We start from the raw sequence: 13,751 nt of genomic DNA, 5'->3' as shown, positions 1-13,751 counted from the left end.
CAGCCGGTACTCGTAGTAGGCCACGCCGTAGCCGTCGCGGGCGCCGCGGAAGCAGCCCACCAGGTAGCCCTCCTGCGCGGCCTCCAGGTGGGCGCGCAGCGCGGGCAGCGACAGGTTCTTCTTCTTGGCCATGCCGTCGAAGAAGGCTGCGGTGGGCCCGAAGGCGAACTGCCAGTCGTAGAACTCGCGGGCGATGTCGGCGGCCTCGGCCTCCACCCAGCCGATGTAGCTGGAGAGCAGCGCCTCCTCCTCGGCGCCCAGGCGGACGTAGGTCCGGCGGGTGGCCAGGGTCTGCTCGTCCATGCCGAACTTGGGGGCCAGCACCGGCGGGCCCTTGGAGACGCCGTGGTGCGCGGCGCGGGCCGGCGCCGCCGCCTTGGCTGGGGCCCGCGAGGGCTTGGGGACGGCCGGGGCGCGGCGCTTCAGGGATCGGGCGGTGGTCATGGCGTCTCCTCTTCGGTGGCGTGGGCCGCGGCGGCGGCGCGCGGGGCGCCGGCCTCCAGGGCCCGGGTCGTGTCCAGCAGCAGGATCAGGTGGTCGTGCAGCCTGCAGATGCCGCGCACCAGCTCGCGCACGGCCGGGCGCAGCGTCTCGGGGGCGCGCTCCAGGGAGTCGGGGTCGATCTCCACCACGTCGCCCACGTCGTCCACCACCAGGCAGACCGGGCCCTCGTCGCCGCGCACCACCACGGTGACCTCGCCGGCGCCGACGGCGCGGTCGGGCAGGCCGAGGCGGCGGCGCAGGTCGATGGAGGTGGCCACCGTGCCGCGCAGGTTGGCCAGGCCGCGCACCGCCGGCGGCGCCAGCGGCACCGGGGTGGTGGTGAGGTGGCGCACCACCTCCTGGATCTGGGAGACCGGCAGCGCGAACTCCTGCCCGGCCAGGGTGAAGGTGCAGATCAGCAGGGGCTCAGCCACGGCAGGCCTCCTCGCCGCCGGCCAGGCCCATGGCCAGCACCGGGCCGAGGTCCAGCACCTCGGTGATGCGCCCCTGGATGACGGCGCAGCCCGCCACGCCGGCGCGGGCCCGGCTGGTGTCGAGGGCGGCCGCCTCCTCCACCACGTCGAGCACCGAGTCCACCACCAGCCCCACCGGGCGGCCCTGGTGCTGGTGCACCACCACGTGCAGGCGGGCCCCGGCGGCGGGGGCCGGCGCCTCCGGCACCCGGGCGGCGCGGCGCCGCTCCGGCAGGGCCTGCGAGAGCCGCACCAGGGGCAGGATGGCGCCGCGGTACTGCACCGCCTCGCCGCCGCCCAGCCGCTCCACCGTGGCGGCGTCCAGGTCCTCGAGCCGGGTGACCTCGTCGAGCGGGATGGCCAGGCGGCCGTCGTCGCGGCCGCGCAGCACCAGGTAGGGCCGGCGCGCCGCGGCCGGGCCGGAGGCCGCCTCGCCCTCCAGGCGGGCCCGCTCGGCGCCCTCGGCGAGCACGCCGCTGCGCCGGGCCAGCCCGAGCACGTCGAGCACCAGCGCCACCCGGCCGTCGCCGCGCACCGTGGCGCCGGAGAAGACCCCCAGCGCCTGCAGCTGCCGGCCCAGCGGCTTCACCACCGTCTCCTCGGTGTCGGCCACGTCGTCCACCACCAGGCCGAAGCGCTGGCCGGCCGCCGAGAGGATCACCACCGAGCGCGCCCCGTCGTCGGCGCGCGCCGCCGCGCCGGTCTTGAGCACCGCCGCCAGGTCCACCAGCGGCAGCAGGCTGCCGCGCAGGCGCAGCAGCTTGGTGCCCTGCACGTCCACCACCAGCTGGGCCTCGCGCTCCGCCGAGATCCGCACCAGCTCCACCAGGCTGGCCTGCGGGATGGCGTAGCGCTCCCCGCCCGAGGAGACGATCAGCGACGGCACGATCACCAGGGTGAGCGGCACGCGCATGCGCACGGTGGTGCCGTGGCCGGCGTAGCTCTCCAGCTCCACCGAGCCGCCGATCTTCTCGACGTTGGTGCGCACCACGTCCATGCCCACGCCGCGGCCGGAGATCTGGGTGACCGCCTCGGCGGTGGAGAAGCCGGGGCGGAAGAGCAGCTCCACCACCTCGCGCTCGGTCAGGGCGGCGGCCGCCTCGGCGCCGATCAGCCCCGAGGAGACGGCCTTCTGGCGGACCCGCTCCAGGTTGACGCCGCCGCCGTCGTCCTCCACCTCCACCACCACCTGGCCGCCGTCGTGGAAGGCGCGCACCGAGACGGTGCCCTCGGCCGGCTTGCCGGCCGCGGCGCGGGCCGGCGGCTTCTCCAGGCCGTGGTCCACCGCGTTGCGCACCACGTGGGTGAGCGGGTCCTTGATGGCCTCCAGCAGGGTCTTGTCGAGCTCGGTCTCGGCGCCGGTGGTCACCAGGCGGGCCTGCTTGCCGGTGGCCTGGGCGGCGTCGCGCGCCACCCGCGGCAGCCGCTGGAAGACCGTGTCGATGGGCTGCATCCGCGCCTTCATCACCGACTCCTGCAGGCCGGTGGTGAGCAGGTGGATGCGCTGCGAGGTCTCGGAGAGCTGGGGGTCGTCCCGCGCCTCCTCGTGGCAGAGGAGCTGGTTGCGGGCCAGCACCAGCTCGCCCACCAGGCCCATGAGCCGGTCGAGCACCGCCACCGGGACGCGCAGCGTGCTGCTCTCGGCGGCGTGGTCGCCCTCGGGGCGGCGCGAGGCGGGGGCGGGCGGGGAGGCCGGTGGTGCGACCGTGGCGGCCGGCGCTGGAGGTGAGGCCGCCGCGGGCGGGGCGGCCGGCGGCGGCGAAGGGATCGGGGGAGCGCCGGCCGCGGGCGGGCGGTTCAGCGTGGGCGCCGGCGCCCTCGGGGCGAAGCGCGCGACCGGTGCCGGCCGGGGGCCGGGGCCGGGGCCGGGGCCGGGGGGTCGGGGTCGGGGCGGCGGCCGCGATGCTCGAGGCGCTGGCGGAGGTCGGGCCGGCCGCCTCCACAGCGGCCCCCGTCCCCTCCGCCAGCGCCCGGAGTCGCTGCACCAGCGCCGTCTGATCGGTGGTGGCGTCGGTGCCCGAGCGCTCGGCCTGCTCCACCATGGCGCGCTGGGCGTCGAGCGCGGCCAGCAGGGCGTCGGTGATCTCCCTGGTCCAGGCGATGGCCCCGTCGCGGATGGACGAGAGCAGGTCCTCGGCGGCGTGGGCCAGGCCGCCGATGCTGCCGAACCCCAGGAAGCCGGAGGTGCCCTTGAGCGTGTGGAAGGCGCGGAAGGTGTTGGCCACCACCTCGCCGGGGTCGCGGCCGCCGTCCACCGCCACCAGGTCCCGCTCCAGGCGGACGAGCACCTCGCCGGCCTCGGCGATGAACTCGGCGATGATCTCGGCCTGGAACTCCGCGTCGTCTGTCATGCGCCAGGACCACCTGTGCATCCCGGACGCCACCGGATCAGGCAGTCGGCCGGCGGCGCGGCGGCGCGCGGACCCAGGGCTAGGCGCCCTGCTTCACGGAGCCTTTCGGCCGATCCGGACGCTCGGTTCCCGGGCAGCCTGCGGCAGGTGCCGGTCAACCCGGGTGACGTCGCACCCCCGCGGCTACCCACCCTGGGGCGCGATATCGCCAGGCCGGGGGTGGATCAGGCCGTCGCGTCGCCCGGGCGCCAGGCACCGCCGGTGAGGGCCGCCGCCGGCGCGGCGCCCGAGGCCAGCGCCCGGTCGAGCGTCCGGGTGTGGTAGCGGAGCCAGTCCACCAGCCGGGTGGAGGACCAGAGCCGGAAGAGCGGCGAGAGCCCGCGCCGGCCGAGCTCGGCGGCCAGCAGGTCGAGGTCGGCCAGGAAGGCCGCGTGGGCTTCCAGGTGGGCCGCCAGCAGCGGATCGCGGCGCTCGACCAGCCGCCCCTGCTCGTCGGCGAAGTGGTCGACGGTCTCGGCGCGCAGCCCGGCCAGCAGCGCCCGGACGCGATCGAGGTCGCCCCGCTCGGTCGCCGCCAGCACCAGGTCGAGCAGGTCGAACAGCTCGCGGTGGACCTCGTCGAGGTCCCGCGCGCCCGTCTCGACGGTCTGGTCCCAGAGTGGCACGGCTCGATCCCCGGCTGGCGGCTGACTGTCCCTCACCCGGATGACACGGCGAGGGGCGTCAGGGTGCCAGACCCATGACGTGGTAGAAGCGGCCACATGCAGTCCAGATGGGCTGTCCTGGTCGGTTTGCTGCTGATCGCCGCCGGTGGCGGCGCCACCTGGTGGCTGATGCGCCCGCCGGCGCCGGCCGCCGATCCCCCCACGACGGGGGCCCGCCTCCCCTCCCGCAACTTCCCGGGCGGCCGCCAGATCCGGGCCGACGAGATCGTGGAGGGGCGCCTCTCGCCGGAGCGGCTCCCCGAGTCGGTGGACGCCGCGCTCGAGGCCCACTCCGCCGAGCTCGCGAAGACCGCCGAGGCCCTCGAGCAGAAGCAGGCGCGCGTCACCGGCACCTGCGCGCCGGGCTCGGCCATCCGGGTCATCGGGGCGGACGGCACGGTGAGCTGCCAGCGGCTGCCCAGGGGCGTGGTGTCGGTCTCGGCGCTGGCCGGGGTGCCGCGCCTCTCCAGCACCGGCACGGCCCAGGGCAGCGTCACCGGCGGCGTTGGCCGCTTCCAGGTGAGCGGCGAGGACGACTTCCTGGTGGTGGCCGTCCCGCTGCCCGACGGCGCGGTGGTGACCGGCTTCAACTACGTGTTCTACGACGCCGACCCGCAGGTGGACGGCGCCGCGTACCTCTACCGGTCCGACGACCAGGTGATGGCCGCGCTGGGCACCAGCGGCGCCGCGGACGAGGTCCGCGAGGTGGCCACCGAGGAGGCGGCCCACCGCAAGGTCGACGCGGCCCGCTACGCCTACTTCGCCTACTTCCAGATGTCGGCGGAGGCCGGGGCCAACCTGGTGCCGATCTCGGCGTCGGTGACGTACAGGTTGCCCTGACCCGAGGCGGCTCCGCCGCCTCACCCGAGGCGGCTCCGCCGCCGAGCCGCCTCTTCCTGGTCAATTCCTAAGCATTATCAGCGACCTCCCGACGCGGCAGGCCAAACGGGTGAGCGCACGTACGCTCCGCTGCGGCCCCGCACCCATTTTTGCGCGAAATCATTGCGCCCATGGACCTGAAAAGTCCTGTTTTATTCACCTGTTAGCCCCCTTGTCGGACCCTGTTCGTTTTGAGACTATGCCCCCGCCTCCCGCCTCACCCGTCTCACGGAACCACCTGAACCGGCCTGCCTGACGCCGGCTCCGAGGGCTCCACCCCTGCCCACGGCCAGCCTGACTCCAGGCGGCCAAGGGCGACGCCGCACCCACGCAGCGCCGCCGTGTCCAGGGCAGTCGCCGCAGCGACGCCCGAGGACCCAACGCCACGACCAGAGCCGCACCGGCCGCGCCCGCGCGCGGCCTCGCCCACACGTCGACGGAGGGGACCACCCATGAGCAGCGAGATGTACCTGAAGATGCGGCAGAACCCGAAGTTCCAGGAGCTGGTGAAGACCCGCGGGCGGTACGCCGCGTCCCTCTCCGCCGTCGTGCTGGTGGCCTTCTTCGGCTACATCCTGACGGTCGCCTTCAGCCCCAAGACCCTGGCGCTGCGCCTCAGCGAGGGCGGGACCCTCACGGTGGGCATCCTGGCCGAGCTCTCGATGTTCGTCGGCTTCTGGATCCTGGTGGCGCTCTACGTGCGCCGCGCCAACACCGAGTTCGACGCGCTCACCGCCGAGATCATCGCGGAGGCCAAGGCCTCCGAGGGCTCCGGCGCGCGGGGGGCTGCCTAGATGCGCCGCCTCGCCTCCGCGCTCGCGCTGCTGGTCCTCCCCGCCCTGGCGCTCGCCGGCGGCCCGCTCGAGGGCCAGACCGAGAAGCAGCCGCTCAACGTGGCCGCCATCGCCATGTTCCTGGTGTTCGTGGCCCTGACCATGGGCATCACCTACTGGGCCGCCAACCGCACCAAGTCGGCCTCCGACTACTACACGGCCGGCGGCGGCATCACCGGCTTCCAGAACGGCCTGGCCATCGCCGGCGACTACATGTCGGCCGCCACGCTGCTGGGCCTCACCGCCATGGTCTACGGGCAGGGCTACGACGGCTACATCTACATGATCGCCTGGTTCGTGGGCTGGCCCATCATCCTCTTCCTGATGGCCGAGCGGCTCCGCAACCTGGGCAAGTTCACCTTCGCCGACATCACCTCCTACCGCCTCGACCAGGGCACGGTCCGCACCCTGGCGGCCGTCTCCTCGCTCACCGTGGTGATCTTCTACCTGGTGGCCCAGATGGTGGGCGCCGGCCAGCTCATCAAGCTGCTCTTCGGCCTGCCCTACGAGGTGGCGGTCCTCGCGGTGGGCGCCCTCATGATGGTCTACGTCATCTTCGGCGGCATGATCGCCACCACCTGGGTGCAGATCATCAAGGCCGGCATGCTGCTGTGCGGCGGCACCCTGGTGGCCGTGCTGGCGATGTCCTACTTCGACTTCTCCTTCACCCGGCTGGTCTCCGAGGCCACCGCCCGCTTCGCCGAGGTCAACCAGGTCAAGGACGCGGCCGGCAACATGGTCGGCAAGGACCTGCTGGCCCCGGGCGGCTTCCTCAGCGACCCCGTCAACGCCATCTCGCTCGGCCTGGGCCTGATGTTCGGCACCGCCGGCCTGCCCCACATCCTGATGCGCTTCTTCACGGTGGGGAACGCCAAGGAGGCCCGCAAGTCGGTGCTCTACGCCTCGGCCTTCGTGGGCTACTTCTTCAACGTCATCTTCATCATGGGGCTCTCGGCCATCATCCTGGTGGGCAAGGACCCGACCTTCTTCGAGAAGGGGCTGCTGCCGGCGGCCGGGGTGGCCACCAAGGTGGTGGGCGGCAACAACATGGTGGCCATGCACCTGGCCCGCTTCGTGGGCGGCAACATGCTGCTCGGCTTCCTGGCCGCGGTGGCCTTCGCCACCATCCTGGCGGTGGTCTCCGGCCTGGCCCTGGCCGGCGCCTCGGCCGTCAGCCACGACCTCTACGCCCGGGTCATCAAGAAGGGGAAGGCCACCGAGGCGGACGAGATGCGGGTCTCCAAGATGGCCACCATCGGCCTGGGGCTGGTCGCCATCGGCCTGGGCATCCTCTTCGAGAAGCAGAACGTGGCCTTCATGGTGGGCGTGGCCTTCGGCATCGCCGCGGCGGCCAACTTCCCGGTGCTGATCCTCTCCATGTACTGGCGCGGCCTCACCACCCGCGGCGCGCTGGCCGGCGGCGTCACCGGCCTGGTCGGCTCCATCACGCTGGTCTTCTTCTCCAAGCTGGTGTGGGGCGACATCCTCGGCCACACCATGGTGAACGCGGCCGGCAAGGTGGTCTCGGTCGGCCTCTTCCCCTGGGAGCAGCCGGCCCTCTTCGCCATGCCGGCCGCCTTCCTGGCCGCCTTCGTCTTCTCCAAGCTGGACGCCTCGGCGCGGGCCAGGTCGGAGATCGAGGCCTTCGACGACCAGTGGGTCCGGGCCCAGACCGGCTACGGCGCCGCCGGCGCCAGCAAGCACTAGGACCGCCCGGACCGCGCCGCGGCGCGGCCAGAGGTCCAAGAACCGTCAGGCGCTCACCCGAGCCCCGGCTGGCCTCCGCGCCCGCCGGGGCTCGTCTCACTCCGGGGCCTCGCGCGCGCGGTGCGCGCCCCCCAATGGGTCCCTTCTCGCGGCGGCCGATCCCCGGCAGGCTGTGCGCCCGAAACCAACCGACCGCAGCGGCGCAGCGCGCCAGGAGCCCCACCGTGGCCTACGTCAACACCAAGAAGGGCGTCATCGGCATCCTCACCGGCGGAGGCGACGTCCCCGGCCTCAACCCGGCCATCCGCGCCGTCACCCTGGCGGCCCGCCGCGAGGGGTTCGAGGTGATCGGCTTCCGCCGCGGCTGGGGCGGCCTCATCGACATGGTCCGCGACGCCCAGTACGACAACAGCGACAACTTCCAGGTGCTCACCAACGAGGTGGTCAACCGGGCCGGCCGCACCGGCGGCACCTTCCTGCACACCTCGCGCACCCGCCCCAGCCACGTGAAGAAGTCGGCGGTGCCGGACCACCTCAAGGACAAGTACGCGGCCGACTACAACGACCTGACCCCCGAGGTGCTGGCCAACCTGGGCTTCCTGGGCGTGGACTACCTCATCCCCATCGGCGGCGACGACACGCTCTCCTACGGCGTGCGGCTCTACCAGGAGGGGGTCAAGGTGGTGGCCATCCCGAAGACCATGGACAACGACGTCCCGGGCACCGACTACTGCATCGGCTTCTCCACCTGCGTCACCCGCACCATCGAGATGACCAACCGCCTGCGCACCAGCGCCGGCTCCCACGAGCGCTTCCTGGTCATGGAGGTCTTCGGGCGCTACGCCGGCTACACCGCCCTCTTGCCCACCATGGCCGGCGCCGCCAACCGCTGCGTCATCCCCGAGTTCAAGTTCGACATGGAGCGGCTCACCGAGCTGATGGTGGAGGACCGCAACCGCAACCCCTCCAAGTACTCGGTGGCGCTGGTCTCCGAGGGGGCCATGTTCACCGGCGGCGAGATGGTCTTCACCGACGACGCCAAGGACGCCTACGGCCACGCCAAGCTGGGCGGCATCGGCGACGTGGTCTCGGCCCACCTGCGCGACCTCTCGGCCAAGTTCACCGGCGGCAAGAAGATCGAGGTCATCAACCAGAAGCTCGGCTACCTGGTGCGCGGCGGCGACCCGGACGCCATCGACTCCATCGTGCCCATGGCCTACGGCAACCTGGCGCTCGACCTGATCCTGAAGCGCCACCACGGCCGCCTGGTGGTCCTCAAGAACGGCCGCTACGACAACGTGCCGGTGGACGTGGTGACCGCCACCAAGAAGATGGTCAACGTCAAGGAGCACTACTCCACCGACCGCTACCGGCCGCACTACCGCAGCTTCGAGATGAAGCCGCTCTTCCTGGTGACCAGCGAGTCGTAGGGGCGGGGCGCCGCCCGTGTCCCGTCCGCACCACGTCGTCCTGGTCCCGGGGTTCTTCGGCTTCGCCAACCTGGGCGACTTCACCTACTTCGGCCACGTGCGCGACCTGCTGGCCGAGGTCGGGCCTGGCCTGGGGCTGGACGGCGAGGTGGAGGTGGTGCGCACCGAGCCGACGGCCTCGCTGCCGCGCCGCGCCGCGCTGGTGTGCGAGGCCATCTCGGCGCTGCTCGACCGGGCGCCCGGGCGGATCAGCCTGGTGGGCCACTCCTCGGGGGGCCTCGACGCCCGGCTGGTGGTCACGCCGGGCGTGGCGCTCCCCACCGGCGCCGACGTGGAGCGCTGCGCCCGGGCGGTGCGGGCGGTGGTGACCGTCTCCACCCCGCACCACGGCACCCCGCTGGCGCAGGCCTTCTCCAGCCTGCTCGGCCAGCAGGCCCTGCGGCTGCTCTCGCTCACCACCATCCACGCCCTGCGCACCGGGCGGCTGCCCATCTCGGCGGTGCTGCAGCTGGCCCGCTGGCTCCGCTTCAGGAAGGCCCCGCCCTCCGGCGTGCTCGACCAGCTCTACCAGCAGCTGCTGGCCGACTTCTCCGGGGAGCGGCGCCGGTCGGTGGAGACCTTCCTGGCCGACGTCCGCACCGACCAGGGGCTGGTGGGGCAGCTCACCCCGGCCGGCATGGAGCTCTTCAACGCCTCGGCCGAGGACCGGCCCGGCCTGCCCTACGGCTGCGTGGTGACGCAGGCGGTGGCGCCGGGGCTGCGGTCGCTGCTGGCCGCCGGCTTCGACCCCTACTCCCAGGCCACCCACGCCCTCTTCGTCGGGCTCTACCGCTTCGCCGCCGGCTCGCCGCGCCACGCCCGGGCGCGCCTGCCCGAGGTCACCGCCGGGGTGCTGCGCCGCGCCTTCGGGCGCATCCCGGCGCCGGCCGCCAACGACGGCATCGTGCCCACCCTCTCGCAGGTGCGCGGCCCGGTGCTGCACGCCGCCTGGGCCGACCACCACGACGTGCTGGGCCACTTCCACGGCCCCACCCACGTGCCGCCCCACTTCGACTGGATGGCCTCCGGCTCGGGCTTCACCAGGGCCCGCTTCGAGGCGCTCTGGGAGGACGTGGCCGGGTTCCTGGCCCAGCCGGAGGGGTGAGCCGGACCCCGCCCGTCAGGGCGGAGCGTTGAATTCGGTGGTCTGGACACCGCTCCCATCGGAGAATCGGGGCTTGCCCGGCGCCGCCCCCCCCACCTCCGGCAGCTCGCACGACCTCCGGGCCCGGGCGGCGCTGCAGCAGCGGCGCCTGCTGCTGGGCGCGGCCGGGCTCATCGCCCCTTACTACCTGGTCTTCGGCTGGGCCGGGATCTACCCGCGCCGGGCGCTGCTGGTCGGGCTCCTCATCCCGCTGGTGCTGGCGCTGGCCGGCTGGCGCCTGCCGCGCGCCGCCCTGGCGGAGGCGCGGGCCTGGCGCCTGGCCATCACCGCCGGGGTCTCCGGCCTGGCGGTGACCACCGCCCTCCTCGCCAGCGGCACCGCCTGCATCGGCTTCCACGTCATCTGGGCCCTGCCGATCCTCTACGGCATCCTGGCGCCGCACGGGCTGACCGCCAACGCCGCCGGCGCCGCCGTCTCCACCCTGGGCGGGCTCTTCCTCATGGTCCGCGACGGCCACCCCGCCAGCCAGGTGCTGCAGTGGGCCGTGCTGGCCCTGGCCGCCGCCGCCTTCTCGCTCCACCGGGTGGTCCTCAACCGCCGCGACCGCCGCGCCGGCCTGGAGCAGGAGCGGCGGGCCGGCGAGCAGCTGGCCACCAGCGAGGGGCGCTACCGCCTGCTGGCCGAGCACTCCAAGGACGTCACCTGGACGCTCGACCTGCGCAGCCAGCGCTTCACCTACGTGAGCCCGGCCATCCTGCGCCAGCGCGGCTACACCGTGGAGGAGGCGCTGCGCCAGACCCTGGCCGACGCCCTCACGCCGGAGTCGCTGGCGCGGGCCGGTGCGGTCCTGGCCCGGCTGGGCACGCCCGAGGAGGAGGACCCCCACCTCGGCGTCTACGACCAGCCCTGCCGCGACGGCTCGGTCAAGCACGTGGAGATCAGCGCCACCGCCGCCCGCGACGGGCAGGGCCGGCCCGTCGAGGTGATCGGCCTCTCGCGCGACGTGACGCCGCGGGTCCGGGCCGAGCGGGCCCTGCGGCGCTCCGAGGAGCGCTTCCGCGCCCTCATCGAGAAGTCCACCGACATGATCGTGGTCTTCGACCTGGAGCGGCGCATCTCCTTCTGGAGCGCCGGGGCCACAGAGGCGCTGGGCTGGACCGCCGCGGAGATGCTGGGCCACACCCTGCTGGAGCTCGAGCTCGTCCACCCCGACGACGTGGCCATCGTGGCCGAGGTCACCCGGCAGGTGGAGGCCGGCGGCGGGCCGGCGCGGACCCTGAGCCGGCACCGGCACAGGGACGGCACCTGGCGCCTGGTGGAGGGGCTGGGGCGCGATCTGCGCGCCGACCCGGCCGTGCAGGGGGTGGTGGTCAACGCCCGCGACGTCACCGAGCAGCACCGCCTGGCGGCGCAGCTGCAGCAGGCCCAGAAGCTGGAGAGCATCGGCCGCCTGGCGGGCGGCGTGGCCCACGACTTCAACAACGTGCTGACCGTCATCCTGGCCTGCGGCGAGGCGCTGCGCCGCGACCTGGCCGCCGGCCAGGCCATCGACCCCGAGGACCTGTCGGAGCTGCGCGCCGCCGGCGAGCGGGCCCGCGACCTGACGCGCCAGCTGCTGGCCTTCGCCCGCAAGCAGGTCATCGCGCCGGTGCCGCTCGACCTCAACCAGGTGGCGCGCGGCAGCGAGAAGCTGCTGCGGCGGGTGCTGGGCGAGGACCTGGAGCTGCGCCTCGAGCTGCACCCGGAGCTCTGGACGGCGGTGTGCGACCCGGGCCAGCTCGACCAGGTGCTGCTCAACCTGGCGGTCAACGCCCGCGACGCCATGCCGGAGGGCGGCACGCTGGTCATCGCCACCAGCAACGCCACGGTGGGCCAGGAGGCGGCGGCCGGCGACCCCGAGCTGCACCAGGGGCAGTGGGTCCGGCTGGAGGTGCGGGACAGCGGCACCGGCATGACGCCCGAGGCCATGGCGCACCTCTTCGAGCCCTTCTTCACCACCAAGCCCCAGGGCGCCGGCACCGGCCTGGGGCTGGCCACGGTGTACGGCATCGTCACCCAGTGCGGAGGCCACGTGCACGTGCACAGCCGGCCTGGCCAGGGCACCACCGTGCTGGTCTGCCTGCCGCGCGCCCCCGCCGAGGCGGCGGCCCGGCCGGGCGGCCCGGAGGCGGCCACGCACCCCGTGGTGGGCGGCAGCGAGCTCCTGCTGGTGGTGGAGGACGACCCGCTGGTGCGCGCCGTGACGGTGCGGGCGCTGCAGCGCGCCGGCTACCGGGTGCTGGTGGCCGAGGCCGGCGACGAGGCGCTGCGGCTGGTGGCGCAGGCGGCCGAGCCGCCGGCGCTGGCGGTCACCGACGTGGTCATGCCCGGCATGGGCGGGCGCGAGGTGGCGGAGGCGCTGCGGCAGCGCCGCCCGGGCCTGCCGGTGCTGTACGTCTCGGGCTACGCCCGCGACACCATCGGCCCGAGGGAGCTGGCGGTGCCGCGCACCGCCTTCCTGCAGAAGCCCTTCTCCGCCGCGGCGCTGCTGGCGCAGGTGCGCGGGCTGCTCGACGCGCCCCGGGTCCCAGTCCGGGAGTAATCCCCTGGGAAGCCTCATCTCCGATGCCGCCGTGAAGGAAGGGGGCCGCCGAGTGCCCAGCCAAAGGGGGGGGGCCGGCAGGCCCGGGTGGTGGGGCTCGCAGCAGGAACGGCCAGGGCGGGGCTCGCTGAACTCGCGCAACGCACACCGCTGCCCTCGTCGTGGGCCGGGGAGGCCTCGCGGAGCGCAGCAGGGCTGGTTTGGTGCGGTCGTCTAGGCGGAAGCGCAGGCGACGCCATGCGCGACCCGCATCAGGTAGGTCCCGGCAGGGAACACGGGCTCCACCTTGCCTTCGCGCCAGACCCTGAGCGCCTCCCAGTAGTCGCTGAGGAAGCTCTCCAGCTGCTGGAGGAGCTCGATGCGCTTCCACTTGTCCCGCGCGGCCACCCTGGGAGAGAGCCGGCGGCGTGGCTCGCCGGGCCTCGGCCGGGCGAAGGGGCTCTGCGTCCGCACCCGGGTCACGCCGAGGAAGGCCGGGATCTCGGCGCGGGCCGCCTCCTCCTGCCGCGAGAGCTCCGCCCGCAGCTGGTCGCGGAACTCCTCGGTCGAGCTGAAGCCGGTCGGCACCGTGAGCTCGAGGTCGACGTGTTCGGGGAGGAGCCCCGCCCGGTCGAAGAAGTGGTCCGGACGCTTCACCCGGATGGTGGTGCCGATGGTGTCCGGCGCCGACCAGAGCCCCGGCCAGAGGTGGGCAGCGTGGACCAGGCCGGCGGCGACGGGGTTTGCGAGGGTGTACGCGGCCTTGGCGATGACGTCCTCGGGTGACCCGAGGACCACGGCGCTGTAGGTGCAGGGCGCCCAGAAGTACTCCCAGCGCCCGAGATGGGCGTTGAGGGCGCGGGCCACGAAGGAGCAGAGGAACTGCTGGAAGGCGGGCAGGCGGGCGTGGGGATCGGTGACGACGAGGTGGAGGTGATTGGAGAGGACGCAGTAGGCGTGGACCTGGACCTCGTAGCGCTCGGCCGCAAGAGCAAGGACGTAGGCCAGGACCTGGTTGACCACCGCGCTGGGGCGGAGGAAGAAGTGGCGGAGCAGGCAGCGGCGCGTGACGAGGTAGGTGCGACCCGGGAGGATCTGCCGTGGCGCGGTCATGGGCAGAGCCATGGCAGCACCCGTGCCAGAAGCGGCCCCCGGAATCACAGGGGAACTGCCAACTCCTCCACCCG

Annotated in this window: 8 protein-coding genes and 2 pseudogenes; 5 read left to right on the top strand and 5 right to left on the bottom strand. The window is 73.8% G+C overall.

Annotated features, from left to right (window positions below; translation table 11 throughout):
- Positions 1–440: 440 nt before the first annotated feature.
- From IPO09_14500 to IPO09_14485, 4 genes and pseudogenes are all read right to left on the bottom strand, one after another.
- Positions 441–917: a chemotaxis protein CheW gene (locus IPO09_14500; protein MBK9518529.1), complete on the bottom strand. Its 477-nt coding sequence runs from the start codon at positions 915–917 to the stop codon at positions 441–443.
- Entirely contained in the window at positions 910–2,574 is a 1,665-nt protein-coding gene (locus IPO09_14495) for a chemotaxis protein CheA (protein MBK9518528.1), read from the bottom strand. Before IPO09_14495 ends, IPO09_14500 begins: the two co-directional genes overlap by 8 nt.
- A gap of 427 nt (positions 2,575–3,001) precedes the next feature.
- Positions 3,002–3,328, bottom strand: a pseudogene (locus IPO09_14490) (Hpt domain-containing protein).
- Positions 3,329–3,531: 203 nt separating this feature from the next.
- Positions 3,532–3,972 carry a hemerythrin family protein gene (locus IPO09_14485; GenBank protein ID MBK9518527.1) on the bottom strand — a complete coding sequence of 147 codons (441 nt, stop codon included), beginning with the start codon at positions 3,970–3,972 and terminating at the stop codon, positions 3,532–3,534.
- 96 nt (positions 3,973–4,068) lie between these two features.
- Here IPO09_14485 and IPO09_14480 point away from each other — a divergent pair, with 96 nt between their 5' ends.
- From IPO09_14480 to IPO09_14460, 5 genes and pseudogenes are all read left to right on the top strand, one after another.
- Positions 4,069–4,851 carry a hypothetical protein gene (locus IPO09_14480; GenBank protein ID MBK9518526.1) on the top strand — a complete coding sequence of 261 codons (783 nt, stop codon included), beginning with the start codon at positions 4,069–4,071 and terminating at the stop codon, positions 4,849–4,851.
- A 491-nt stretch (positions 4,852–5,342) separates the two neighbouring features.
- A pseudogene (gene actP, locus IPO09_14475) lies at positions 5,343–7,430 on the top strand (cation/acetate symporter ActP).
- Between the two features lie 134 nt (positions 7,431–7,564).
- Complete coding sequence (locus tag IPO09_14470; GenBank protein MBK9518525.1) at positions 7,565–8,860, top strand: 6-phosphofructokinase; 1,296 nt, start codon at positions 7,565–7,567, stop codon at positions 8,858–8,860.
- A gap of 16 nt (positions 8,861–8,876) precedes the next feature.
- Positions 8,877–10,004: a hypothetical protein gene (locus IPO09_14465; GenBank protein ID MBK9518524.1), complete on the top strand. Its 1,128-nt coding sequence runs from the start codon at positions 8,877–8,879 to the stop codon at positions 10,002–10,004.
- A gap of 73 nt (positions 10,005–10,077) precedes the next feature.
- Positions 10,078–12,585 carry a PAS domain S-box protein gene (locus tag IPO09_14460; protein MBK9518523.1) on the top strand — a complete coding sequence of 836 codons (2,508 nt, stop codon included), beginning with the start codon at positions 10,078–10,080 and terminating at the stop codon, positions 12,583–12,585.
- 213 nt (positions 12,586–12,798) lie between these two features.
- On the opposite strand, the gene IPO09_14455 is transcribed toward IPO09_14460, so the two are convergent.
- A complete protein-coding gene (locus tag IPO09_14455; protein ID MBK9518522.1) occupies positions 12,799–13,677 on the bottom strand; it encodes a transposase in 879 nt (292 codons plus the stop codon).
- Positions 13,678–13,751 lie beyond the last annotated feature (74 nt).

It is taken from the genome of Anaeromyxobacter sp. (assembly GCA_016718565.1).
In the GTDB taxonomy this organism is placed as follows: Bacteria; Myxococcota; Myxococcia; order Myxococcales; family Anaeromyxobacteraceae; genus JADKCZ01.
This window is presented reverse-complemented; position numbering and strand designations above follow the sequence as displayed.